We start from the raw sequence: 23,778 nt of genomic DNA on the forward strand, positions 1-23,778 counted from the left end.
CATGACTGATGATGTTTCAATAAGCAATCGAATAGAGGAAAAGTGGGATGAAATAAAGCAATTAGTCAGAAAGGAGTGTTGTCTCACCAACATATCCTATGGCACATGGATAGAGCCATTGGAGTTCTTGCGATATACAGATGGCGTGGCTTATGTTCTTCTTCCGCAGAACAATGCTATGGCAATGGACTATGTGAAAAACAGGTTCTACAGCTTTTTTGTTGAAGCTATGGCTGCTGCTGCGGAGCTGGACGGCCTGATAGATGAGTTGTCAGTGGAATTCACGTTTGACGCTGAAGAAGTAACAGCGAGAAACGAAGAAAAGATGTCTGAAGAGAAACTGGCACAGCTAAGGGCGAGCCTGAAACCCAAGTTTACCTTTGAAAGCTTCGTTGTTGGAGGTAGCAACAGGTTTGCTTATAGCGCTGCTGTGGCTGTAGCTGAAGACCCAGGGGCTATATACAATCCGCTGTTTTATATGGAGGACCAGGGCTTGGTAAGACACATCTTCTTCAAGCCATAGGTAATTACATCTGTAGAACGGCGCCTGAGCAGAAAGTCTTATATGTTACTTCTGAGGATTTCACCAATGAGGTTATTGAGTACATCAGGACAGGGCAGGTAGATGAACTGCATGAAAAATACAGGACGGTAGATGTACTGTTGATTGATGACGTTCAGTTCATAATTGGCAAGAAGGCTACGCAGCTTGAGTTTTTCCATACCTTTAATACTTTATATCAGGATGGGAAACAGATAGTTCTTTCCTCGGATCGTCATCCAAAAGAAATAGAGGCTCTGGATGAGAGATTCAGGTCGCGCTTTGAGATGGGATTGACTTCAGATATCCAAAAGCCCGACTACGAGACCAGAATGGCAATTTTGCGAAAGCTCCATGAGGGAAAAATTCTTGATATTGATGACAGCGTTTTTGAGTATATAGCAAATGGGGTTGTTTCTAATGTCAGGGAGCTTGAAGGTGCTTACACAAAGGTTGTTGCTTATTCAAGGCTTAATAAGCTGGAGCACATTGGAGAAGAAGAGGCAAAGCTCGCTCTCCGGGATGATATCGAGGTTGGAAGAGCAAGAAATATCCCTCCGTCAGTAATCATAAGCACTGTAGCAGAGCAGTATAACGTGAGTGTTGATCTTCTTAAATCCAAAAAGAGGAGTAATGATATTGTTCTTCCAAGGCAGCTTGCAATGTATTTAATCAGGGAATATACGGATACAACGCTCGCTGGCATAGGAAAAGAGTTGGGTGGAAGAGATCACTCAACAGTAAAGAACAGTATTGAGAGGATAACCGACATGCTCTCCACAGATGAAGATGTCAATCAAAAGATAGATGTTATCTGTATGAAGCTGAACCTCAACAAAAAGGAGTAGTTATGTATGCGAGAAATAGAGTGTATACATTTGAAAACTTTGACGTAGACAGAAGAAATAAGTTTGCGTTCGAGGCAGCTAAGGAAGTCACAAACGAACCAGGTGGCAGATTTAATCCTCTTTATCTGTATGGGAAAAGATATGACGGCAAGACACATCTGTTAAAGGCAATGGAGCGAGACCTTCGCGAGAAAAAGCCTCTTTTGGATGTCCTATATGTAAGAGGTGAAGATTTTGATAACGACCTGCTAAGCGCAATTTCTTCAAACCAATATGGGCTAGGAATCAAACTGTTCCGCGAAAAGTACCGAAATGTAGATGTGCTTCTGGTGGATGACATTGATTATTTTATGGAAAGACGAGTGGTCCTAAATGAACTCATAAATACCTTTGATTCCCTTTATTTACAAGGAAAACAAATAGTCTTTTCAGCAGACAGGAGGCCTACTGACCTGGGGGAGATGGACAATCTGTTCAGAGGAAAGCTTGAAATGGGACTGGTAATAGGGATAAGGAATTAAAAAATAGTATACGAGGGAGGAAGACAATGAAGGATGAAAATGTATTGAGGCGGGTTCCGCCGAATAATCAGGAAGCAGAGCAATCTGTAATTGGGGCAATGATACTTGACAGAGGCGCAATCAAAACAGCTGCTGAAATACTGATTGAAGATGATTTCTATTACAGACAGCTGGGAACGATGTTCTCTACGATGGTAGAGCTGGAGAAAGAGGAAAGCGCTGTTGATCCGGTTACTCTGCAAAACCGACTCAGAGAAAAGAATGTTTTTCCTGAGGTTTGTAGTGGCGAGTTTATCGCAGGGCTGGTAGAAAAAGTACCGACATCAGCCAATGTAAAGTATTACGCCAACATCGTAAAAAATAAGTCTATGCTACGTAAGTTGATTAAGGCATGTAATGATGCTGAGAACGCGTGCTATACAGAATCTGATAATGTGATTGGGGTTTTAAACGATGCTGAGAAAACAGTACTAGATGTAACTCAGAAGAGAAGCGCAGGGGATGTTGTCCCTATCGACCAGATTGTTATGGATGCGCTTAACCTTATGGAAAAGGCAAGTAAAATGCAGGGGCATGTTACCGGTGTTGCAACGGGCTTTACGGATCTGGATTATAAGACCACCGGGTTTCATTCGGCTGATCTAGTGCTTATAGCTGCTCGTCCTGCCATGGGAAAGACTGCTTTTGCCTTAAACATGGCAGAGTACATGGCGCTACATGATAACAGATGCGTTGCAATCTTTTCTTTGGAGATGCCAAGAGTACAGCTGGTCAACAGGCTTATTGCGATGGATTCCCGTGTTAATTCAGAAAATATTAAGAGTGGAAACATGTCCGATGGAGAATGGAGCAGTGTTGTTGATAGTGCCAATGTTATAAGTAAGTCCAAGCTCATTATAGATGATGCCCCAATAATCACTCTTCAGGATATTCAGGCAAAGTGTAGAAAATTCAAGGCACAATCCGGATTGGACGCTGTCTTTATCGACTATTTACAGCTTGTGAAATATAAGCAGGGTAGAAATGGCCCATCTTCAAGGCAGGAGGAGGTTGCAGAGATTTCAAAATCGCTAAAAGCGCTTGCCAGAGAGCTTGAAATACCGATTATTGCTCTTTCGCAGCTGAATCGTGATACAGAGAAGAGAACGGATCATATCCCGATGCTGTCTGACCTTAGAGAATCAGGATCTATCGAGCAGGATGCTGATATGGTGATGTTTATTCACAGGGAAGATGTCTATGATCACGACTGTGAAGAAAAGAACGTTGCCCAGATTATTATCGCGAAGCAGAGAAGCGGCCCTACAGGAACGGTAAAGCTGGCATGGCAACCAGAGTATACGAGGTTTGCAAATCTTGCAATGGAGAGAAAATAGTTTATCAATTTCGTGAAGGAGATAACATGCCACTTACTAACAACCAATACAACAGTATTATGCAGCAATATGAAGATTTGCGCATTCGCCACAGACGTGAGCGGGAGGAAAAGCTGCAAAAAATATATGAGACCGTCCCCGGATTTAAGGAGCTTGATGAACAGACTTCTACTGCCAGCGTGGAGTTTGGCAGACGAATCATATCTGGGGAGAAATTGAATAAGAGCTTCTTGGATTCAAAATTAAGTGCTTTAGCTGGTCAAAAGGCAGAACTTTTAAAGAAAGCTGGCTATACAGCAGACTACCTGGACTTCGAATACAAGTGCAAGGATTGTAAGGATACAGGATACATAGGGAATGAAAAATGCCATTGTTTTAAGCAGAAAATAATCGAGACTTTATATGACAAGTCAAATCTTCGATCACTGACCCAGGAATGCAATTTTGCAAATATGACTGATTCGTATTACAAGGGCGAGGATCTTGATAGATTCAGAGGCTTAAGAAAGGTTGCGGAAGAGTTTATTTCTTCCTTTAACACTGACTATCAGAACCTTTTCATATATGGCCCTGTTGGTACGGGCAAAAGCTTTATGACCATTTGCATTGCAGATGAGCTTTTAAAGAGAGGAAACTCAGTTATTTACTTTGGCGCCATTGGCTTATTTGAGCTTATTTCGGAATATGCATTTGATTTCAAAAACAAGGCCTGGTTAAGGGCGGTATATGATGATCTGTACGACTGCGACCTCCTTGTTATTGATGACCTTGGGACAGAGATAACAGGCAATTTCGTGAGCAGAGAACTTTTTTCTCTGCTTGAAGAACGGAAAAATCGCAAGAAATCAACAATCATTACCACAAATTACTCTCTTGAGGGTCTGCAGAGTATTTATTCTGACAGGATTTTTTCTAGGATCACTGGGAATTATAAGATACTCAAGCTTTCAGGACCGGATATCCGTAAGGAAAAGAAACTTGCCCAAAAAGACCAGGGAAGTGAGAAAAGAACGTAACAGATATTGTTCTTTTGAGGTTTTAATATGGACGATAATTACGTACAAATGTCTATATTTGATTTGGTACAGGACGGCTCGATGGAAGGAGACTCTTCCAACATGGAGCTGTCCTTCGGCATGCCCGAAACAGGTGATGTGGATCTTTCCATGGATTGGGAAAGCCTCATGGGAGCAGATGTTAAGCCTTTGGATAAGGGTGGAGAACCAGTTGATGATGCTCTGATCAAATGTCTTAATCAGCGCGGATATGTGGATCTTGACTATATTTCTGCTATTACAGGGAAGGATTGCAGTGATGTTATTGATGAGCTAGGGGATGCAATATATCAGGACCCGGAAATGGCCAAGGGAAATCCTTATAGCGGATGGGTAATGGCGGATGAGTATCTTTCGGGGAATGTTAGAAAAAAACTGTCACAGGCAATTTATGCAAATCAGAAGTATAACGGCCTTTTTAAGAAGAATGTGGATGCCTTGGAAAAGGTTCTTCCTCCATGTGTTTCAACAAGTGATATATATGTAACTTTAGGCTCACCATGGGTTCCCAAGTACATAATTGAAGATTTTTTCAGATATCTTGTCAACCCGAAGAGGGGCCAGAAGTTCGGCTGTACCGTAAAGCATGACATGATAACAGGAACATGGGAAATCAAGGTAAATTCGGGCACAGAGAATTATGTCCTTTTTGAGTTCCGGGAAAAATATGGAACGAAAAGGATGAAGGCCATTGATATCTTTAAGAGAACTCTTAACATGAGACCCATTGTTGTGATGGATGAAGTGCAAACGGATGCTACTAAGAGCAAGGTGAAAAAGATCGTAAATCAGGCAGAGACAGCATTTGCACTTGAGAAGCAAAACCTCATGATATCAAAGTTTCAAGAATGGGTCTGGAGCGACATAAAGAGAAGGGACGAGCTTACAAGAATCTATGATGAAAACTATGGATGTATAAGAAGCAGGCATTATGACGGTAGTTTTCTTACTCTTCCAGGGCTTTCTGAAGGTATAAGCCTGTATTCCTATCAGAAGAATGCCGTAGCAAGAATACTTTTCTCCAAAAACACTCTTTTGGCCCATGAAGTGGGATCAGGTAAGACGTTTATCATGATTACTGCCGGGATGGAGCTAAGAAGGCTAAAACTGCGAAAGGTTGAGGAGAAGATTCTTTATGTTGTTCCCAATAACCTTCTCGGACAGTGGAGCGCTATGTTTGCAATGCTTTATCCGGAAGCAGACGTCTTTACAGTTGGAGCGCCTCAGTTTACCCCGCAAAGACGAAATGAGACTTTAAGGATGATAAAGGACCATAGCTTTGATGCAGTCATTATGTCACATAGCTGCTTTTCAGAGATAGAGATGTCACAGCTATGTCAGAGGAAGCTTATAAACGATGAGCTTCAACGAATTGATAAAGATGTTGTGTGCATCGTCAATCAGACTAAGGCCTTATCACATTATGTTCAGGGACTGCGTGATAAGAGAAGCAAGTTGTCTGCTTCCTGTGATGACCCAGACACGGTTTACTTTGATGATCTTGGTATCACCAGACTCTTTGTAGATGAAGCGCATTATTTTAAAAATGTGCCGATAGCGACTAAGATCCAGAATGTGATGGGAATCAATAGCATTGGATCCGCTAAGTGCAAAGATATGCTGGATAAGGTTACCTTTATTCAGAGCGAGAACGATGGCGGTGGCATAGTATTTGCCACTGGAACACCTATTACCAACTCAATTACTGACGCCTTTATCATGCAGAAGTATCTGCAAAGCGCGCAGTTATCACTTCTTGGTCTTGAGAATTTTGACAGCTGGGTAGGTATGTTTGCAGAAAAGAATACTGCCTTTGAAATCGATGTAGACACAAGCACCTATCGACTGGCGACAAGGTTTTCAAAGTTTCACAACATCCCGGAGCTTACAAGTATGCTGGCAAATATCGCAGATTATCACGAAAATGATGATACCTCCGGTGTTCCTGATCATGACGGGTATAAGGATATTGTGATTCCAAGAACAAGTGAGTTTTCCGCCTATCTGCAGGATATTTCAAGAAGAGCAGATGATATTCGTCATGGAAGAATCAACCGGCAGGAAGACAATATGTTAAAGCTTACAGTTGATGGCAGGAAAGCTGCTTTGGATCTTAGACTTGTAGGGAATTATAACTTTACAGCCATGTCAAAGGTCTTTAGATGTGCTGAGATAGTCAGCAGAATCTATAAAGAGACTGCTCAAAGTAAGAGTGCACAACTCATTTTCTGCGACACTTCAACACCGGGACTTGGATTCAACATATATACAGAACTCAAAGGTTTGCTAGTACGAATGGGAGTTGATCCTAATGAGATTTCTTTTATTCACGATGCAAAGAGTGAGAAGAAAAGAGACTCTCTTTTTCAGGAAGTGCGGGATGGAAATGTCCGGGTCCTGATTGGTTCTACCTTTAAGCTGGGAATCGGTGTGAATGTTCAAGATAAGCTTATAGCACTACATCATCTTGATATACCTTGGCGTCCAGCAGATATGGTGCAGCGTGAGGGCCGAATCCTAAGGCAGGGAAATGAGAATAAGACAGTAGAGCTGTATAGATACATTACAGAAGGAAGCTTTGATGCATATTCCTGGCAGCTTCTTGAGACAAAGCAGAGATTTATCACTGATATATTATCGGGAATTGCAGATAAAAGGACTGGGGCCGACGTAGACGATACAGTACTCAGCTATGCAGAAGTGAAAGCCCTTGCTATAGGAAATCCGCTTGTCAAAAAGCGCGTAGAAACTGCGAATGAGCTTTCCAAGTACAAAATTCTCCAGAATAAGGCCATAACAAAGGCTCTTGAATATGAAAAGCTTAAGAGCGAACTTCCAGAAAGAATAAGGAGAAGCCGTGATTACCTGGAACAAGTAGAAGAGGATGCTGAGCACTTTGAACTAAGCAGGAGAGAGTATTCAGTTGAGGAGCGTAAGATAATTGCACAGCTTGTGTACGATGCAATAAACGTGGATGAGCCAAGAGAGAACGACGAGGTGATCTGTGATTATCAGGGATTTACACTTGTAGTTCCTTATGAGAGTTTTGTCCTAAATCCGCTTCTTGTTATAGAGTACGTGGGCAAGTATACCTTAAAGATTGGTAACAATGTCATCGGCTACATGCCGAGAATAGACAATTTCCTTCTGGGACTTGACATTGAGAGGCAAAAAGCCGTGGGCAGGTACAAGGCCAATCGGCAACAGCTTACTTATATAAAGAAGGAACTGAAGGCCCAGGAATCCTATTCTGAAAGGATTGAGGAACTGAAAAAGCAGCTTGATGAGCTGGACGAGAGACTAGGAGTGAAAGTATAACCAATGAGTAAAGAGCTAACACTAACAAATATACCATCCATGTCTGTTGGGAAAGTGGTGGATCAATTATCGGAGGCATATGTGACTGTAATAGAGAAGGATTTGCCTATAAAAACAATGCCATCAGTCATGCTTTGGGGACCACCCGGAGTTGGTAAATCTCAGGCTGTGAGGCAAATTGCAGGCAAAATTCAGGATAAAACCGGAAAGAAGACTGTTGTAACTGATGTCAGACTCCTTCTTTTTAATCCAATAGACTTAAGGGGCATACCTACTGCAAATGCTGAAAAGACTCTGGCCATATGGCTAAAACCTCAGATTTTTCAGATGGATGATAGTAGGGATATAGTAAATATCCTGTTTTTGGATGAAATATCGGCTGCACCGCAGTCTGTGCAGGCTGCAGCCTATCAGATAACACTGGATAGGGTTGTTGGCGAGCATAGACTTCCAGACAACTGTATAGTTATTGCCGCCGGAAACAGAACCACGGATAAATCTGTAGCGTTTAAGATGCCAAAGGCTCTTGCTAACAGATTGTTGCACTTGGAAGTTGATATAAGCTTTGAATCATGGAGATCCTGGGCGGTTAAAGCAGGGGTTCATCCTTGGGTTATAGGTTATCTGTCTTATAAAAAAGATGCTCTCATGAGTTTTGATGCTAAAGCGGAGGAACTTGCTTTTGCTACGCCACGTTCCTGGGAGATGGTGAGTAATGTCTTAAATGCAATGGACAGGGATTTTGACAGTAGTTTTCTGCTTGTGGCAGGCCTTGTGGGAATCGGTGCTGCTACTGAGTTCAGAGCCTGGGTAAATGTCTACAATGAATTACCTGATATAGAAGACATATTTAAGGGACGGACCCAAGATGTACCCAAAAGAACAGATGCACTATATGCCCTTACTTCAGCAATGACAGCATACGCGAGAGCGCATCGTGATGATTTGGACCAGATTAGGAATTCCATTGTTTATGCGGGCAGAATTCCTCCGGATTTTTCAGTAATCCTCATAAAAGACTATCTGGGTATTGAGGATGGCTATGACAGAAAGCTTATGAAAATTCCTGAGTTTACCATGTGGATGCAAAAGAAGGGAAGTCTTTTGAATGGAAATATCTGAGGATAAGATCAGGCTATATACTAAAAGACTTATGATGGCCAGAATGAAGCTTCTTATGAAGAATGGCTTCTATGGTCTTCTTCTCATGCATGTAAAGATGGGAATGAGCTTTGAACATGAGACTGCCTGGGTGGTAAAGGGGGAAAAGTTTTGCTTTAATCCAGAATTCCTGGAAAAACTAAATGATACTGAGCTTGAATATGTTCTTATGCATCTCACATTTCATCTTGCTCTTAAGCACCTTCAGAGACGTGAGGGATTTAATGAGGAAAGCTACGATGAGGCCGCTGATATAGTTGCTAACTCCAACATACTAAATAGTTACTCCGGGGACGAGGAATTTATCACACTCAGCGGTTTTGGAGGAGTGCAACCACATTTTACTCCTGAAGGAAATGAGGGAGCAGACTATACCGTTGAAGAGGTTTATCAGATGGTATATGTGAAAGAGCAAGCCGAAGCTCAAGATGACTCGGATGATGAAGATTCTGATGAAAAAGAAGAAGGCCAAGATAGTTCTGGGGAGGGGGACGGCAACGATAAGGATGATCAGGAAGAATCCGAGGATCAGGGTGAAGAAAGCGAGAAATCTGGGAAAAAAGAAGGTGATACGGGCAAGGCTAAAGGTAAGGAAACGGGCAGAAACCAAAGCCAAGATGATTCACAGAATGGATCTGGTAACGGAACAGATAAAGAGGAGAGGTCTTCAGGTGGTAAATCAAATAAACCTCCAAAAGGCTGGGATTATCATGACAAAGATGATTCTGAGGACCCGATATCAGATGCGGAGTGGGTTGGAAAGATTGAAAGCGTGATTAATGCCATAAAAGGTAACGAAAGGTGGGGCCAAAAGGCAGTTGGGAGCATTCCTGCTCTGATTGAACGCTATATTGAGGAATTTAAAAATCCCCAGATTGACTGGCGAACTGTTCTTGATGAGTTCGTCCAGGAAGAGGTTGTTGATTACTCTTTTTCTCCACCAGACAGAAGGTTTGATGACAGCCCATTCTTTTTACCTGATTTCAACGACACGGAATTCACTGTTAAGAAGATTCTTTTTATGATTGATACTTCAGGATCCATGTCGGACCAAGAGATTACACAGTGCTTTTCTGAGATTAAAGGAGCCATAGATCAGTACAATAATAAGCTTGAGGGCTGGCTTGGATTCTTTGACGCCGCGGTGGTAGATCCTATTCCGTTTATGGACGAGGAAGAGTTCATGATAATAAGGCCGCAGGGCGGAGGAGGAACCAGGTTTGACATTATTTTTGAGCATATAAGAGAAAAAATGGAGGATGATCTTCCGGTAAGCGTAGTAATACTGACTGATGGCTATGCACCTTATCCGGAAGAGGCAGAAACCATGGATATTCCAGTGCTTTGGATAATCACAAATGAAGATGTTACCCCACCTTGGGGTAGGATTGCCAGGATAAAATGCCAGGTAGTATAGTTGATATATTAGGAGGTATTTGTCATGGACAGTAACTATGATTTTCAGAAGTTTGCCGATTTTATGAATGATTGGGATATAATGGAGGAATTTAGCGATTCAGTACTGAAGGGACTGAGGTTTTCTGTGATTTTCCTTGAAGGAGAAGGAGCCTTTTGCGACTGGATGGTTAGCTTTACATCAAACAAGAAAATGCAGCTGGCTGAAGCAGAAGAGACCAGAAAAGAGAGCCTTAGAAGGATATTTGGTGGCTATGATATCGAGTACAATCCGGATGATTATTTCCTTGAAGTAGATGATGAAGAATTCATAGAAAACGCTGTGGATGAGTATAACGTTGCACCAACTGTAGAAGAGCTCATAGATACAACATTTGAGGCTCTTATAGATCTGGCGAAGAGCACAGCTTTTGATGATGATAATGCCAAGGATGTTGAAAAAAGGCTACTTGGTAAGAAGGCTGAGGCGATTGAAGCTATCGGTTGAGTGAAAAATCATAAGAATAATGTAAAAATGCGCAGAGTGGTCAAAATATGTCCACTCTGTTTTTTATACTCTAAGGGGATGTATACATTTTAGAATTGTTGGGAGAAATGAGGTATGAAAACAGAAGAACGTAACGAGCTTATAGTTAGGAGTAAGGACTATAAGAAGTCAAATGAACTTATTAATGCGATGGGCATAGGTACTGCTCTCAGCCAGAAGCTCTTTGCTGTTGGAATGCTTAATATGCATATAGATGAGACCAACAACGTTGTGGCAACAATACAGGGGACGCAGCTTAGAAAGCTGTTTAATTCAACCTCTGGGTCTTTGTATCAGCACATTGAAGAACTGTGTGACCAGCAGATTAAAGGATCTACTATTTTTCAATGGCAGTTGCTCTTTAAGGACAAGGAAAATGGGAAGATAGAGGCGCACCAGGTCGTAACTGATGCAATTTTCGAAAAGGGCGTTCTTACCCTAAGGTATAACAACTACCTTACTGACAAAATTACGAATTTGAAGAAGGGCTATACTACACTAAGCCTTGCAGAGACGCTTAGCCTCAAGAGCGTATATTCCTTGAGAATGTATGAAATCTTCAAATCGGCCTATGATTATCAGAAAGCCTTAAAGAAGAATATTAACGAATGTGTCCTGGAGTATTCGCTGGTGGAACTCAAGCTTGAGCTTGGAATAATCACCACCGGAGGAAACAAGGAGATCAAGGCAGAGCTCGAGAAAGAATACCCCAACTACGAAAGGATTGGAGAAATCGTAGACTCCATGGGGGATAAGGCCAATAACAAGTACAAGGAGTATAAGGTATTTAACAGGAATGTTCTAAGCAAGGCGAAAGAAGAGCTTAATGAGAAAACCTGCATTCAAATGGACTATGAGCCTATGAAGAGCGGTAAAAAAGCTACCGGAGTGAGGTTCTTCATTGCCAGAAAAGATCTTGTAGAAGAACCTATAGAGCAGAAAGCTACATTGACTGATGATCTTTTGGACGAGTTATATGACCTGATGCATGAGAACTTCAGGCTCAGAGAGATTCGCGAGATAGCAGCAACTGCAGAGTATGATGCTGAGAAGATCCGAAAAGCATACAACTATATGCTGAACTATAGCAATCCTATTGATAATGCCATCGCCTTCATGAAGGATTGCATCAAGAAGGAATACTATAACCAGGAAAAGAAGCCATTTTTCTCAAAGAAGAATTCATTTGGCAATATTATGCAAAGAGACAACATCGATTTTGATGAGATGGAAAGACTGTTAGTAGATAACTGAAAAGAGGTTAATTATGGCAAGTAAATCATCTATGTTAAGACAAAGCAGATTTCATAAAGGACCACGCGCTGGAATGAAAAGCAGGGGTGTCTATGTGGAAGATACTCGCGAAGGGAAGACATCTGAATGCTATTCATCAACTGTGACGAGAGCCGCGGCAGTCCCACAAAACAATGTCGGGAAGCGTGGCAAACATAAATACATGACCTTTTGGATGGATTTCGATGGTCAGAATTTGTTTGACCAGTACATTGATATGTCCTATCTAAGTGATGAGTTTGAAGACGCTAATTTCTATTTGGTTGACGCAGATTCTAAGTATGATGCTGCTCGGCAGTTTGTGACTGGAATATATAATGACCTGGTGAGACGAAACAAGAGATCTGAGATACAGAATATGTGCCTGGAATATATCTTTGAGGAATTATCGGAGGGCGAACATGTTCAGGTAGAAGGCAAGATCGGACACCTGATAAGTGCAATAGAGAACCTTATGGAGGCTTATGAAATTGATGATGCTTCCTCTGAGGACATGGATCCGCTTAAGGCATTTTTCAATAAGAGTAATGTAAGCGAGCTCTTTACACCTGAAGTAGAGCTGGAACTGTTCATACAGGAAAACATCCTTAATGTGGGCGTTTTGGAGCTTAAGAGTTTTGCAGAGAAGAACATAGAAATATAGATTTTTAAAAATCTTGTTGACATGGACACATAATGTCCGATATATATGATAGTGTATTATCAGAAACAACAAACAAAGATTTTTCATGATTCTAAAATGAATTTCAAGAAAGGAGGACGATCATGAAATACACGATGAATACTAACAACATAGCAGCAATAGACAACAGGGGCATGATTGTCCGCCGTCTTTATTTCTAAAACTATTTCACACAAAGAAAAAGGACTGGTATAAGGACAAGACTTTAGGCCTCTGAGGATTAGAGGTGTTTTTTGTGTACTCATTTACACAGGCACCTGCAACGGAGGTTTTATTTTGATACCAGTAAAAGGAAAATATTCAGATGCCATGATTATGTGCATGGGAGACGTCGCTGACGGAAATGTTGACCAGTATGCGATTGCGCAGGTACAGATGATCAGCGACATCGAAGCTACAAAGGGTAGCAAGATCCGTGTAATGCCTGACGTTCACCCAGGAAAGGTTGGACCCATCGGGCTCACAATGACAGTGACAGATGCAGTTCTTCCTGCACTTATCGGAATCGACATTGGCTGTGGTATGAGCATGGTAAAGATTGGAAAGATCAGAAAGGATTTCCAGAAGCTCGACACAATCATCAGAGACAACGTTCCGGTTGGATTCAGGGTAAGAAACACTGTTCACAGGGATGCATCAGATTTTGACCTCGGAAGACTCAACTGCTTTAAGCACATAAGAGATGATAAGGCAATGCTCAGTATCGGAACTCTTGGCGGAGGAAACCACTTTATTGAGCTTGATGCAGACGAGAACGGAGAGGGATATCTGATCATTCACAGTGGCAGCCGTCACCTTGGCAAGGAAGTTGCTGAGTATTACATGGACAAGGGACACAAGTATTTAATGGAGCATGGAAAAGAGGATGTTCCATATGAACTTACATACCTTACAGATGAGCTTCTTTCAGACTATCTTCATGATATCCAGGTGGTTCAGGAATATGCTGAGCTCAACCGTCACATCATCATGAAGGAGATCTGCAAAGGAATGAAGTGGAAGGTAACAGATGAAAAGAGCTGCATCCACAACTACATTGAGGAGACTACTGGAGCAGCTATCCTTAGAAAAGGTGCCATCTCCGCTAAGGAGAATCAGGAGGTGATCATTCCAATAAACATGAGAGATGGCGTAATCCTTGGAATCGGCAAGGAAAACGATGAGTGGAACAGCTCAGCACCTCATGGCGCTGGCAGAATCTCATCCAGAGAGAAGGTTACAACCAGCCACACAGTGTCTGAGTTTAAGGCTTCCATGAAGGGAATTTACACAAGCTGCATTAGCAAGGACACACTTGATGAGGCACCCTTTGCCTACAGGGATATTGACTACATCAAAGAGGCTGTAAAGGAGACTGTTGAGATCACAAAGCTCCTTAAGCCGGTTTATAACTACAAAGGAGGCAATGCTTGAAAATAAAGTTCGATAAGTATCATATTAGGTTGCGAAATGCCGAGCATACGATACTTATTCCAAGAAATACCTCTGGTATTCACTGGAACGCTGTTGGCGGTGAATGGGGAAAAGAGCTTATCGGTGACCGGGAAGCTTTATATGCACTTTTATACTCATGTGCAGTGCTTACATACGATCACAACAAGATAATCTATTTCCCCATTAAGGGAAACAAGCTTAACGAAGAGGATTTTCTTAACTACAAGCATGATGTCGTGTTAACTACATACAAGAGCGGTCTTCATGTCAGTGACTGGAAGGAATACAGGCAGATCATCAGAAAGATGACACCACAGACTTATACCTTCGATTATGACAGAAAAAGAATTGATGCTCATGCAAAGGAGGTAGAGGACCAGGACTTCTGGCACTACAAAGTAAGAGAAAGAACATGCGTTGGATATGAGAAGGATGCATTTGACACATGGTTCACAGCCCTTGATGGTCAGGCTTATCTTTCTGGTTATGGAACACTCAGAAAGATGGCAGACAGACCACTGGAAAATGAATTTGTGAAGTGCCAGGATTATCCACCGTATGAAACATTTCTTACGTATGAGCCCGCGACAAGGCATGGAGGCAGCTATAACGAAAAGTACTGCTATGGATTTATGTTTTACGATACATCACTGGTTCCGGCTATGAAGGCATATATGGAAAAGATCCGTAGTGAGAAGAAGTTTGACGAGAAAAAGAAAAAGCTCGTAGTGAATGAACACGATACAACCAAGACCAAGAGCGACCTCAGGAATATCAGGGTTGCAAAGAAGAAAAAGACAAAGAAAGAGGTAGTAGATACATGATATTACAGATCAGTTCTGGAATGGGCCCAGTCGAATGTAGAGCAGCTGTAGGCGGCATTTTCAGAGCATTACAAAAGGAATTTCCAGATATAGAGATGATTACAGGCGTGAAAGGAGAGGTAGAAGGAGCCTATTCATCAATTATTTTTACTTCAGAACAGGACTTGTCCGCCCTTGAAGGCACAATGCAATGGGTATGCAAGAGCGGTTACAGACCGGGCCACAAGAGAAAGAACTGGTTTGTGGACGTAAGCATCATCGAAGAGCCTGATGAAGTGGATGAGAAGATTACGGAAGACAAGATAAGAATCGAAAAGTTCCACAGTGGAGGACCAGGCGGACAGCATGTCAACAAGACAGAGTCTGGAGTTAGGATTATCCATCTTCCTACAGGCATTACAGTGTCCTCCACCAAGGAAAGAAGTCAGTTCATGAACAAGCAGGACGCACTGAAGAAGCTTTCTGCAGTTCTTAAACAGACAAACGTAGATAGTAAGGATAAACAGAAAAACAGCGCGTGGAGTAAACATGCCCAGATTGTTCGTGGCAATCCCGTGCGCATTTACGAAGGCGAGAACTTTAAGCTTACCTTCGTAAAGGAAGAAGAGGAGAACGAAGATTTATGAATCTACCAGTAACAGTAAACCAGGAAGAATTACTGGATATTCTGCTTAATATTGCACCAGCAAGACCCGTTTTTATCTGGGGAGCACCAGGAATCGGCAAGTCTGCTCTTGTAGAGGAATTCTCTATGGAAGTTGGACTTGAGTGCGTTTCGCTTCTTGGAAGCCAGCTTGCACCTGAGGATATTATCGGTATCCCTCAGATTAGAGGAGAGACATCAGAGTTTCTCCCTCCAAAGATGATTGCAAGAAAGGAGCCATATGTTCTTTTCCTTGATGAGCTCAATGCATGCTCTCAGGAGGTACAGAAAGCCTTTTACAGCCTTATCTATGAGAGAAGGATTGGTGAATACCACCTTCCTGAAGGCAGCATTGTCATCGGCGCAGGAAACCGAACACAGGATGCAGCAATAGTCAAGACAATGTCCAGCGCACTTATTAACAGAATGTTTCATGTTCAGCTCAAGCCTGACGTAAAGAGCTGGCTCACATGGGCTTATGGAAATGGTATCCATAGCTGGGTAACTGACTATATCAGCCAGAGACCTGATCACCTTTTTTCAGAGCCTCCAAAGACAGAAGAGCCATTCTCAACACCAAGGTCATGGCATATGCTGAGCGACGCACTTAAGGAATTTGGAGCCGGGGAAAAAGAGATCCCGATCGAGACTATCAGAATGCTTGCTTACGGAAGCATCACACCCAGCCATGCCGGGATGTTTGCTGCATTCGTAAAGCAGCTTGATAATAAGTACCTTCTTGAAGACATCATCAAGGGAGATGCAAGATGGCCTGAGAAGCCTGAGGACAGAGATGTTCTCTATTTCCTTGCACAGTCTTTCAGAGCAAGACTTCTTCATGACCTTCCTGAGAAGAAGGCTGAGATCGACAAGAAGAACCAGTACTTTGCACACAGAGCAAAGTCTCTTTTAAAGAAACTTGCACAGCTCAACTATGAGCTTGCACAGATGGTAGTATCTGCTGATGACGGAAAGGTACTTCCTGAGTGGTTCATGATTGAGATTGTAAGAGATCTTCCTAGGCTTGTAGCACAGGAGAAGAAAAAGGATGGGAAAACAGCATAAGGAAAGAGAAGACCCTAACCTTGTTCAGCTTAGAAAAGGAATAGACCTTGTATATGAAAATGAGGTTTTCAGCCATTTTGCAGCCTATTACCTTGAGATGGCAGGGAAGGGTGAGATTGGGAAAAAGACACCCGCATGTTCAAAAGCAGATGGCACAATCATTGTAAACAAGCAAATCAGCCTTGCACCAAAGCAGTGGGCTTTCGCTATAGCTCACTGCATTCTTCACAACTGCTTTGGACACTATGACCTTGATAAGGTACCAGGATATATGGTGGAGGATGCATCGGGAAAGAAGATTAAGAAAGCAAGTTTTAATCCGAAGCTTTGGAATATTGCCTGCGATATCTACGTAGATAGATTTCTTCATGACATCAAGTTCGGAGAGCCTTTTAATCAGTCACCGGTAGGAACAATCCCTTTCAGTATCATGGAAGATGAGTACAAGATTTACGACTATCTTGTAAGGGAACACTGGGATGAGAACAATAACATCTATGGCGTTGGAGACCTTGATTCCATGGATATGATTGGCCTGGATAAGCCAATTGAGTATGGTATCGACAGATGGGGCAGACAGGAAAAGAATGAGTTTGCCAGTGATTTTGCGTATTATCTTGCAAGGTCCGTATCAAACGCAATCGACTATGTTTCTGATCATGAGGAGGAAAACTCTTTTGGAAGAAGCATAGCCAGCTGGTTTATAAATGCATTTCCGCTTCTTGGTGCTATTGCAGCATCATTCAAGGTGGTTGATGACATTGAAGAATGCAGAAAGTACGACATCAGCATAGCTGCTGTGGATGCCTATGAAGGCATAATCTACATCAATACTTCCAAGAACATGTCAGAGGAAGAGTGGAGATTTGTCATGGCGCATGAGTTTCTTCATGCAGCACTTCTCCATCACAGAAGATCTGCTGGGAGGGACCCATATCTTTGGAATATTGCTACTGACTATGTGATCAACGGCTGGCTTTTTGAGATGCAGATAGGCGTTATGCCTGAGGGCGTACTGTATGATCCTGCGCTTAAGAATAAGTCTGCTGAAGAGATTTACGATATGATCTGCCAGGATATGAGGACTTTCATGAAGATGAACACCTTCAGAGGCAATGGCCAGGGTGACATCATGGGCAGAAGAGCTCCAAGTATGTTTGACGGCTCAGGAAGAGGAGTATCTCTTGATGAGTTTTACAGGAATGCGCTTACTCAGGGACTTGAGTACGAGACAGGCAGACGAGGCAGAGGTTTCATACCAGCAGGACTTGTTGAGGAAATCAGAGCACTTGCTGTTCCGCCGGTACCTTGGGATGTAAAGCTTTCAGAATGGTTCAATTCGCATATCAGACCTCTTGAGAAGCACAGAAGCTATGCGCATCCAAGCAGAAGACAGAGCTGCACACCGGATATTCCAAGAGCAAGATATGTTGTTACAGAGAGCAAGGAAGCATCAAGGACTTTTGGAGTAATCATCGACACTTCAGGTTCTATGGCTCCTTCAGATATCGGTAAGGCACTGGGTGCCGTAGCAAGCTATTCTGCAGCAAGAGATGTCCCCGCAGCAAGAGTAATCTTCTGCGATGCTGACGCTTATGACGCGGGATACATGACACCGGAAGACATTGCCGGAAGAGTAAAGGTTATTGGAAGAGGCGGCACCAGGCTTCAGCCTGCGGTCGATATGCTTCAGAACGCAAAGGATTTTCCAAAGGATGGTCCAATACTCATTATCACAGATGGTGAGATTGACCAGCACCTTGATATCAAGAGAGAACACGCATTTATCATGCCAATGGGATGCAGGCTTCCTTTCAAGGCTAAGGGAGAAGTCTTTTATATGTAAGACAGTATAATATCTGTAATGCCAGGTAGATACTGACGTTCAGCGTGCTGCAAATTTGATGGTGGACATATTGTGTCCGTGATGTTTTGTATAATAAAAATATAAGGAACTGACAATGCGCATGAAGAGGAGAGAAGAATGTTAGGAGCTATTATCGGTGATGTATATGGAAGTATCTATGAATTTGATAATGAAAAAGACAAAAGCAAGATCAAACTGACCAGATTCAGTACCCCGACAGACGACAGCATAATGACAATAGCTATATCTAAGGCACTTCTCATATGCTACGATGAGCTGGTTAATAAAACTGAAGGCTACGAGCAGCACTTTTACGACAAATGTGAAGAAATAATGGCTGCATATGGTAATGCATATTTCCGGAAGGGTTACGGTGGTAGATTTAGAAATTGGTTGGCTGATCCAAACAGAAAGCCTTACGGAAGTTATGGGAATGGCTCCGGTATGAGAGTATCAGCGGTTGGATGGATGTTTGATTCCTTGGAAGATACCCTTAACATAGCAAGGATAACAGCGGAGCCTACTCATAATCACCCAGAGGGAATAAAGGGTGCGCAGGCAATTGCGGCAGGAATATATCTTCTTAGGAGTGGTAGAACCAAGGAGGAAGTGAAGGCATATATCTCAGAAACATTTGACTATGACCTGGACAGAAAGCTGGATGACATCAAAAAGGACTATAGATTTGAGGTTTCATGTCAAAAATCTGTTCCAGAAGCAATCATTGCCTTCTTAGAAGGCGGGTCATATGAGGAAGTCATTCTCAATGCCATTTCTTTAGGCGGAGATAGTGACACGATAGCATGCATGGCAGGTGCTCTAGCAGAAGTCATATATAAGATTCCGGATCATATGAGAATGGGCGTGATCGAAAATATAGCAAATCAGCATGAGCTGAAGCCAAGAGACTTTGAGTTCTACAATAAAGTGGTTGTCAAAAAGAAAAACCCTGATTTCCACGAGTCACCGGTTGAGTTTGAGTATAGTAAATTCAATCCTTTAGAGTACTTGAAGGAATTGGGATTAGGAAGGAATCTGGAATGAACGCAAGTGATGTTATAAATAGGATAACTGAATACTTTGACAAGGAAGAATTGAAATATGATTACAATGAAGAACTAATGCGTTTTGACTATGGTTTCTGCATAGATAACGAGATCGTTCAGAAGGCGGATTGCCTAATCCTTGTTGATTCAGACGGAGATGATTGCCAGATTGTGGGATATCCCAACGTAAAGGCTAAGCCAGAAACCAAAAAAGAATTGGAATCACTTTTGTTTGGTATTAACTGCAATATGTTTCGTGGTATGTGGCAGTTATGCAAAGATGAAGTCCGCTACATAAGGAGTCTGGCATTGGAAGGAGATGCAATTCTTACGGATGAGATGCTTGATATGGCTGTATTTAGCGTACCAAATATCATAGCGAAATATGCAGATTCCATGATAGCAGTAGTGATGGGATATTCTACTGCAGATGATGAACTGAAAAAGTTGTACGAGGAAGAGGATACCGAAGACCAGAGTGAAGAGGCCGAGGAAAACTCCAATCAGACAGAGTGCGACTTTGATGAACTTGAAAGCATTTTATTATGGGTAAAAGGTGATAAGAATGAAGGAGATAACAGGAAAGTATAATACTGCAAAGGTTTTCACAGATAACTGCGAAGATGTTTGCGTTGAGCAAATAAGAGACCTGTTGGATCAGGAGCCATTTCGTGATTCGAAGGTAAGAATTATGCCTGACTGTCACGCAGGAAAGAGTTGTGTTATTGGCTTCACGGCAGATTTGGGAGACAAAATAATTCCTAATGTGGTAGGTGTTGATATTGGCTGCGGAATGCTGACAGTAGAACTTGGCAAGGAAGCCATTGATTTTGACAGGCTGGATAAGGTAATAAGGCAGTATGTTCCTTCCGGAAGAGAAGTAAATGAAGGACGTCTTATGAGATTTCCGAAGCTTCAGGAAATGAAGTGCTACCGTGAGCTTCAGGACACTAAGAAGATGGAAAGAGCTATTGGCTCACTTGGCGGAGGAAATCATTTCATCGAGATCGACAGGGATGATGATGGCAACCATTACCTTGTAATCCATACCGGAAGCAGAATGCTGGGAACAAGAGTCTGCGAGATTTATCAGAAGATGGCAGTAGGCCTCCACACTGGCAAGGAAGCACTTTGGGATGAAGAGGACAGGATCAAGAGGGAATATAAGGTAGCCGGAAGAAGATCAGAGATTCAGGAAGTGATCAAGGAACTTCATCGCAATTTCAGGCAGACTGCTCCGGATCTCCCACTAGATCTTTGTTTCCTGCATGGTAAGTACAGCCAGGATTATTTATATGATATGAAGATTTGTCAGGAATTTGCAGATGAGAACAGACATATGATTGCCAGAATGATCATTGATAACTATGGTTTCAAGCCTCTTGGCGAGTTTACAACTGTTCATAACTATATTGATCATGACAGCAACATTGTAAGAAAGGGCGCTGTATCAGCAAAGAAGGATGAAAGGCTCATTATCCCAATTAATATGAGGGATGGATCACTTATCTGTGTCGGAAAGGGTAATGATGACTGGAACCAGTCAGCTCCCCACGGTGCTGGAAGAAGATTCTCAAGGACAGAGGCTTTCAACAGATTCACAGTAGAAGAGTTCGAGAAGGCAATGAGCGATGCAGGAATCTACACTACCTGTGTTAACCATTCAACGCTGGATGAGAGTCCGTTCGCATATAAGGGCATGGGCGATATCGTAGATAATATCGAGCCTACAGCTGATATTGTTAAGGTGGTAAAGCCAGTTTATAACTTCAAGGCCAATAGTACCACAGTCAAGAAGACAACAAGGCAGATTGAAAAGGAAAACGAGAACGACAATTCTGGAGACGAATGATGCTCGTTAATGCGTCTACTGATTTATAGAAAAATGAATGCTTTAAACTATAAATAAATTATAAAAAATGATTATATTACTCTAAAGAAGCGGCTTTGCGGGCTGTGCTGCATTGACACATTTTGTCTATCTCAATAATATTATTTTATAGGAATTCTTGGCAAAGCAGCCGAAAGACTGTGACGCAAAACTATTAGGGCCTTTAACATGGTAGCCAGTTGTTAAAGAATTTTGCACCGTCAGGAATGGCGGTGCTTTTTTGTTTTGGGAGAGATAATTAACAACCAGAATAGCCAAATCACAAGCGTTACATTTTTTTGCTTTTGCAAATAATTAGAAATGAAAAGTATGGTGCCTTACATACATCGTACGGAAAGGTGAATATGGAAACATCAAAAAAAGATTTATATGGCATTTTTGAGGGATTACTTCAGAAATATGAAGAAAGCGAGACACAGGTTAATTCATGTCTAAAAATGTTACAATCCGAACACATTGGAAAGGTGGATTTTTCTGAGCAGAAACGCACCATAAAACAGCAAATGGCAACTGCACAAAACAAGTTTACTATTGCCACTATAGGTATGTTTAAGGCTGGAAAGTCAACAACATTAAATACTTTATTGAATTTACAAGGCGAAACGGGATTAAGTTGTGAGTTTGAACCAGATACTGCAAAAGCAATACGAATAATGAAAAAGTCCGAAAATCAAAATTTTGATGCGGAAATAGTTTACAGGGATGGTGCGGATTATAAAGATGAAGAAATGAGCTGGAGCGAAGCAAAACAATACACTAGTCAAGTCGCGTTAAATGATAACCCTAGTTTAAAGCGTAAGGCAGAGCAAATCTCAGAAGTTCGATACTATATTGATTCAGACATTCTGGATTCATGCGATTTTTTAGATTTGCCTGGACTGGGAGTGAATCCAAAACATGATCGGGTGACAATAGAGAAAAGTAATGAATGTGATGCTGTGTTTTGGATTGTATCAAATACCGAGGAGGTAAATAAGGACACTTTGTCACAGTTGCAGTTGATAAAGCATAAAATGATTCCAATTATTAATGTTTGGTACAACAGCGACACTAAGAAAATTGTTGGTGATTTTAGCTATGATGAAATGAAGGATATTCTTCTGAATAATTATAAAGCATATATTGGTGAGAATACTAGAATTATGAAGTACTGTGCCAAAGCTATAGAAATGGCTTTGGATAAAATTGTTGATGGAGCAGATAAGGAAGAAGCGTTCGAAGACAATGTTGATGATGCTTGGGGATATGATGCAATGCAAGAATGTCTTCATGATTTGGTTTATGGTGAAGGTGCTGATTTAGAGGAAGAAAAAAAGGAAAGACTAATTAGCAATGTGCTAGATGCATGTTCAGATATGGACCAAAAATTGGATGGTACGATTTCTGAAATAAAGAATGTAAATAATAAGTTAGATAATCAAGTACGCTCAAATGAGTTAATAAAAAAGAAAATATCAAAAGCATATCATTCAAATCAAATCGAACTGAAAGAGATAGCAAGTAATTCAGTGGACGAAATAATTCAAAGAATAAACGAAGCGTGCGAACTGTTTATTGATGCAAAAATGTCTAGCTTAAAGATAGGAGTAGCTCTTAAAGCTTTATCTCAAAAGGGGAAAAAACAGCTACAAGAAGATTATAGACGAGAGTATATTTCAAAATATCTGGAAATCGATAATTTTGAAAAAGGAGGAACATGGATTAATTCTGTTATGAACGAGTTTAAGGATGACCTGACCTCAATTTTTGAAAATGAGTATTCTAAAGCCGGGTTAGATATGGATGATCTGGAAGGAAATCTTGATAATAAAGTTCGATTAGATTTGAAGTTTTTTGATGCAATTGGAGAAAACATGAGTATTGCTTTTGAGCAAATCTGCAAAGAGTTTTTACCAACAATTGTTGCAGGGATACTTCTTTATATTCCAGGACATCAGATAGTGGATCTTTTGCTGATGCTCGGGTCACTAACTGGCATAAAAAATGGTAGTGGTGAAAGTAAGCTTGAGAGACGTGTTAAAGAAACTAAACGACGAGCTAGACTCTCAGTGTCGTTTCAAAGGGTTAAGCTTACAGATTATTTCAAGCAACTAGGCAGAAGCTACAATGAATCATATCGTAATAAAATTAATGAGCAACTCAATTTAAAAAACGAGCAAATTGATCAACTTATAGCCACTACTGAGGAAATCTTTACAATTCAAGAAAGTTTAGATGAATATCATAAGCAGTGTAGAGGAAGTCTCCTAAACACTGATGAAGGAGTCTAAT

The 23,778-nt window shown here is 41.6% G+C and carries 18 protein-coding genes, 1 pseudogene and 1 riboswitch; all 19 genes and pseudogenes read left to right on the forward strand.

The genetic code is table 11. The features are described from left to right. Position 1 precedes the first annotated feature (1 nt). The 19 genes and pseudogenes from dnaA to G631_RS0108780 all read left to right on the forward strand — a co-directional run bounded on the left by dnaA (position 2) and on the right by G631_RS0108780 (position 23,777). Positions 2 to 1,389 (forward strand): annotated as a pseudogene (gene dnaA, locus G631_RS20660) (chromosomal replication initiator protein DnaA). Positions 1,390 to 1,391: 2 nt separating this feature from the next. Beyond that, positions 1,392 to 1,910, forward strand: a complete 519-nt coding sequence (locus G631_RS0108695; RefSeq protein ID WP_026489118.1) for a DnaA ATPase domain-containing protein — start codon at positions 1,392 to 1,394, stop codon at positions 1,908 to 1,910. A gap of 26 nt (positions 1,911 to 1,936) precedes the next feature. Next, positions 1,937 to 3,286 carry a replicative DNA helicase gene (gene dnaB / locus G631_RS0108700; protein ID WP_026489119.1) on the forward strand — a complete coding sequence of 450 codons (1,350 nt, stop codon included), beginning with the start codon at positions 1,937 to 1,939 and terminating at the stop codon, positions 3,284 to 3,286. 26 nt (positions 3,287 to 3,312) lie between these two features. Continuing rightward, positions 3,313 to 4,302, forward strand: a complete 990-nt coding sequence (locus tag G631_RS0108705) for an ATP-binding protein (protein ID WP_026489120.1) — start codon at positions 3,313 to 3,315, stop codon at positions 4,300 to 4,302. Positions 4,303 to 4,329: 27 nt separating this feature from the next. Continuing rightward, the gene (locus tag G631_RS0108710; RefSeq protein WP_051197072.1) at positions 4,330 to 7,659 is read left to right on the forward strand and encodes an SNF2-related protein; all 3,330 of its coding nucleotides are present in this window, start codon (positions 4,330 to 4,332) and stop codon (positions 7,657 to 7,659) included. 3 nt (positions 7,660 to 7,662) lie between these two features. Then, positions 7,663 to 8,781 (forward strand): ATP-binding protein, encoded by a 1,119-nt coding sequence (locus tag G631_RS18645; RefSeq protein ID WP_081671296.1) that lies wholly within the window; start codon positions 7,663 to 7,665, stop codon positions 8,779 to 8,781. Further along, complete coding sequence (locus G631_RS20205) at positions 8,768 to 10,237, forward strand: vWA domain-containing protein (RefSeq protein ID WP_051197076.1); 1,470 nt, start codon at positions 8,768 to 8,770, stop codon at positions 10,235 to 10,237. The genes G631_RS18645 and G631_RS20205 overlap by 14 nt, the downstream gene beginning before the upstream one ends. A gap of 24 nt (positions 10,238 to 10,261) precedes the next feature. Beyond that, entirely contained in the window at positions 10,262 to 10,723 is a 462-nt protein-coding gene (locus G631_RS0108725) for a hypothetical protein (protein WP_026489122.1), read from the forward strand. 114 nt (positions 10,724 to 10,837) lie between these two features. Next, the gene (locus tag G631_RS0108730) at positions 10,838 to 12,016 is read left to right on the forward strand and encodes a replication initiation protein (protein WP_026489123.1); all 1,179 of its coding nucleotides are present in this window, start codon (positions 10,838 to 10,840) and stop codon (positions 12,014 to 12,016) included. Positions 12,017 to 12,029: 13 nt separating this feature from the next. Further along, positions 12,030 to 12,698: a hypothetical protein gene (locus tag G631_RS0108735; protein WP_026489124.1), complete on the forward strand. Its 669-nt coding sequence runs from the start codon at positions 12,030 to 12,032 to the stop codon at positions 12,696 to 12,698. Between the two features lie 354 nt (positions 12,699 to 13,052). After that, complete coding sequence (locus G631_RS0108740) at positions 13,053 to 14,150, forward strand: RNA-splicing ligase RtcB (protein ID WP_035789586.1); 1,098 nt, start codon at positions 13,053 to 13,055, stop codon at positions 14,148 to 14,150. Continuing rightward, positions 14,147 to 14,995, forward strand: a complete 849-nt coding sequence (locus G631_RS0108745; RefSeq protein WP_026489126.1) for a hypothetical protein — start codon at positions 14,147 to 14,149, stop codon at positions 14,993 to 14,995. Before G631_RS0108740 ends, G631_RS0108745 begins: the two co-directional genes overlap by 4 nt. Next, complete coding sequence (prfH, locus tag G631_RS0108750) at positions 14,992 to 15,621, forward strand: peptide chain release factor H (protein ID WP_026489127.1); 630 nt, start codon at positions 14,992 to 14,994, stop codon at positions 15,619 to 15,621. Before G631_RS0108745 ends, prfH begins: the two co-directional genes overlap by 4 nt. After that, positions 15,618 to 16,703 (forward strand): AAA family ATPase, encoded by a 1,086-nt coding sequence (locus tag G631_RS0108755; RefSeq protein ID WP_026489128.1) that lies wholly within the window; start codon positions 15,618 to 15,620, stop codon positions 16,701 to 16,703. Before prfH ends, G631_RS0108755 begins: the two co-directional genes overlap by 4 nt. Further along, positions 16,687 to 18,549: a vWA domain-containing protein gene (locus G631_RS0108760; RefSeq protein WP_026489129.1), complete on the forward strand. Its 1,863-nt coding sequence runs from the start codon at positions 16,687 to 16,689 to the stop codon at positions 18,547 to 18,549. Before G631_RS0108755 ends, G631_RS0108760 begins: the two co-directional genes overlap by 17 nt. Before the next feature lie 138 nt (positions 18,550 to 18,687). Then, positions 18,688 to 19,614, forward strand: a complete 927-nt coding sequence (locus tag G631_RS18660) for an ADP-ribosylglycohydrolase family protein (RefSeq protein ID WP_081671297.1) — start codon at positions 18,688 to 18,690, stop codon at positions 19,612 to 19,614. After that, positions 19,611 to 20,207 carry a hypothetical protein gene (locus G631_RS0108770; RefSeq protein WP_026489130.1) on the forward strand — a complete coding sequence of 199 codons (597 nt, stop codon included), beginning with the start codon at positions 19,611 to 19,613 and terminating at the stop codon, positions 20,205 to 20,207. The genes G631_RS18660 and G631_RS0108770 overlap by 4 nt, the downstream gene beginning before the upstream one ends. Continuing rightward, positions 20,182 to 21,468, forward strand: a complete 1,287-nt coding sequence (locus tag G631_RS18665; protein ID WP_081671298.1) for an RtcB family protein — start codon at positions 20,182 to 20,184, stop codon at positions 21,466 to 21,468. The genes G631_RS0108770 and G631_RS18665 overlap by 26 nt, the downstream gene beginning before the upstream one ends. A 149-nt stretch (positions 21,469 to 21,617) precedes the next feature. Beyond that, a riboswitch (cyclic di-GMP riboswitch) is annotated at positions 21,618 to 21,694 on the forward strand. A gap of 157 nt (positions 21,695 to 21,851) precedes the next feature. Further along, positions 21,852 to 23,777 (forward strand): dynamin family protein, encoded by a 1,926-nt coding sequence (locus G631_RS0108780; protein ID WP_026489131.1) that lies wholly within the window; start codon positions 21,852 to 21,854, stop codon positions 23,775 to 23,777. Position 23,778: the final 1 nt, after the last annotated feature.

Origin of the sequence: Butyrivibrio sp. XBB1001 (assembly GCF_000424505.1) — a bacterium.
Lineage (GTDB): Bacteria > Bacillota > Clostridia > Lachnospirales > Lachnospiraceae > Butyrivibrio.

What these genes read in the sequence shown, in the direction of transcription:
- G631_RS0108695 (WP_026489118.1), top strand. Translation starts at nt 1,392, where the DNA reads ATGTATGCGAGAAATAGAGTGTATACATTTGAAAACTTTGACGTAGAC.
- dnaB (WP_026489119.1), top strand. Translation starts at nt 1,937, where the DNA reads ATGAAGGATGAAAATGTATTGAGGCGGGTTCCGCCGAATAATCAGGAA.
- G631_RS0108705 (WP_026489120.1), top strand. Translation starts at nt 3,313, where the DNA reads ATGCCACTTACTAACAACCAATACAACAGTATTATGCAGCAATATGAA.
- G631_RS0108710 (WP_051197072.1), top strand. Translation starts at nt 4,330, where the DNA reads ATGGACGATAATTACGTACAAATGTCTATATTTGATTTGGTACAGGAC.
- G631_RS18645 (WP_081671296.1), top strand. Translation starts at nt 7,663, where the DNA reads ATGAGTAAAGAGCTAACACTAACAAATATACCATCCATGTCTGTTGGG.
- G631_RS20205 (WP_051197076.1), top strand. Translation starts at nt 8,768, where the DNA reads ATGGAAATATCTGAGGATAAGATCAGGCTATATACTAAAAGACTTATG.
- G631_RS0108725 (WP_026489122.1), top strand. Translation starts at nt 10,262, where the DNA reads ATGGACAGTAACTATGATTTTCAGAAGTTTGCCGATTTTATGAATGAT.
- G631_RS0108730 (WP_026489123.1), top strand. Translation starts at nt 10,838, where the DNA reads ATGAAAACAGAAGAACGTAACGAGCTTATAGTTAGGAGTAAGGACTAT.
- G631_RS0108735 (WP_026489124.1), top strand. Translation starts at nt 12,030, where the DNA reads ATGGCAAGTAAATCATCTATGTTAAGACAAAGCAGATTTCATAAAGGA.
- G631_RS0108740 (WP_035789586.1), top strand. Translation starts at nt 13,053, where the DNA reads ATGTGCATGGGAGACGTCGCTGACGGAAATGTTGACCAGTATGCGATT.
- prfH (WP_026489127.1), top strand. Translation starts at nt 14,992, where the DNA reads ATGATATTACAGATCAGTTCTGGAATGGGCCCAGTCGAATGTAGAGCA.
- G631_RS0108755 (WP_026489128.1), top strand. Translation starts at nt 15,618, where the DNA reads ATGAATCTACCAGTAACAGTAAACCAGGAAGAATTACTGGATATTCTG.
- G631_RS0108760 (WP_026489129.1), top strand. Translation starts at nt 16,687, where the DNA reads ATGGGAAAACAGCATAAGGAAAGAGAAGACCCTAACCTTGTTCAGCTT.
- G631_RS18660 (WP_081671297.1), top strand. Translation starts at nt 18,688, where the DNA reads ATGTTAGGAGCTATTATCGGTGATGTATATGGAAGTATCTATGAATTT.
- G631_RS0108770 (WP_026489130.1), top strand. Translation starts at nt 19,611, where the DNA reads ATGAACGCAAGTGATGTTATAAATAGGATAACTGAATACTTTGACAAG.
- G631_RS18665 (WP_081671298.1), top strand. Translation starts at nt 20,182, where the DNA reads ATGAAGGAGATAACAGGAAAGTATAATACTGCAAAGGTTTTCACAGAT.
- G631_RS0108780 (WP_026489131.1), top strand. Translation starts at nt 21,852, where the DNA reads ATGGAAACATCAAAAAAAGATTTATATGGCATTTTTGAGGGATTACTT.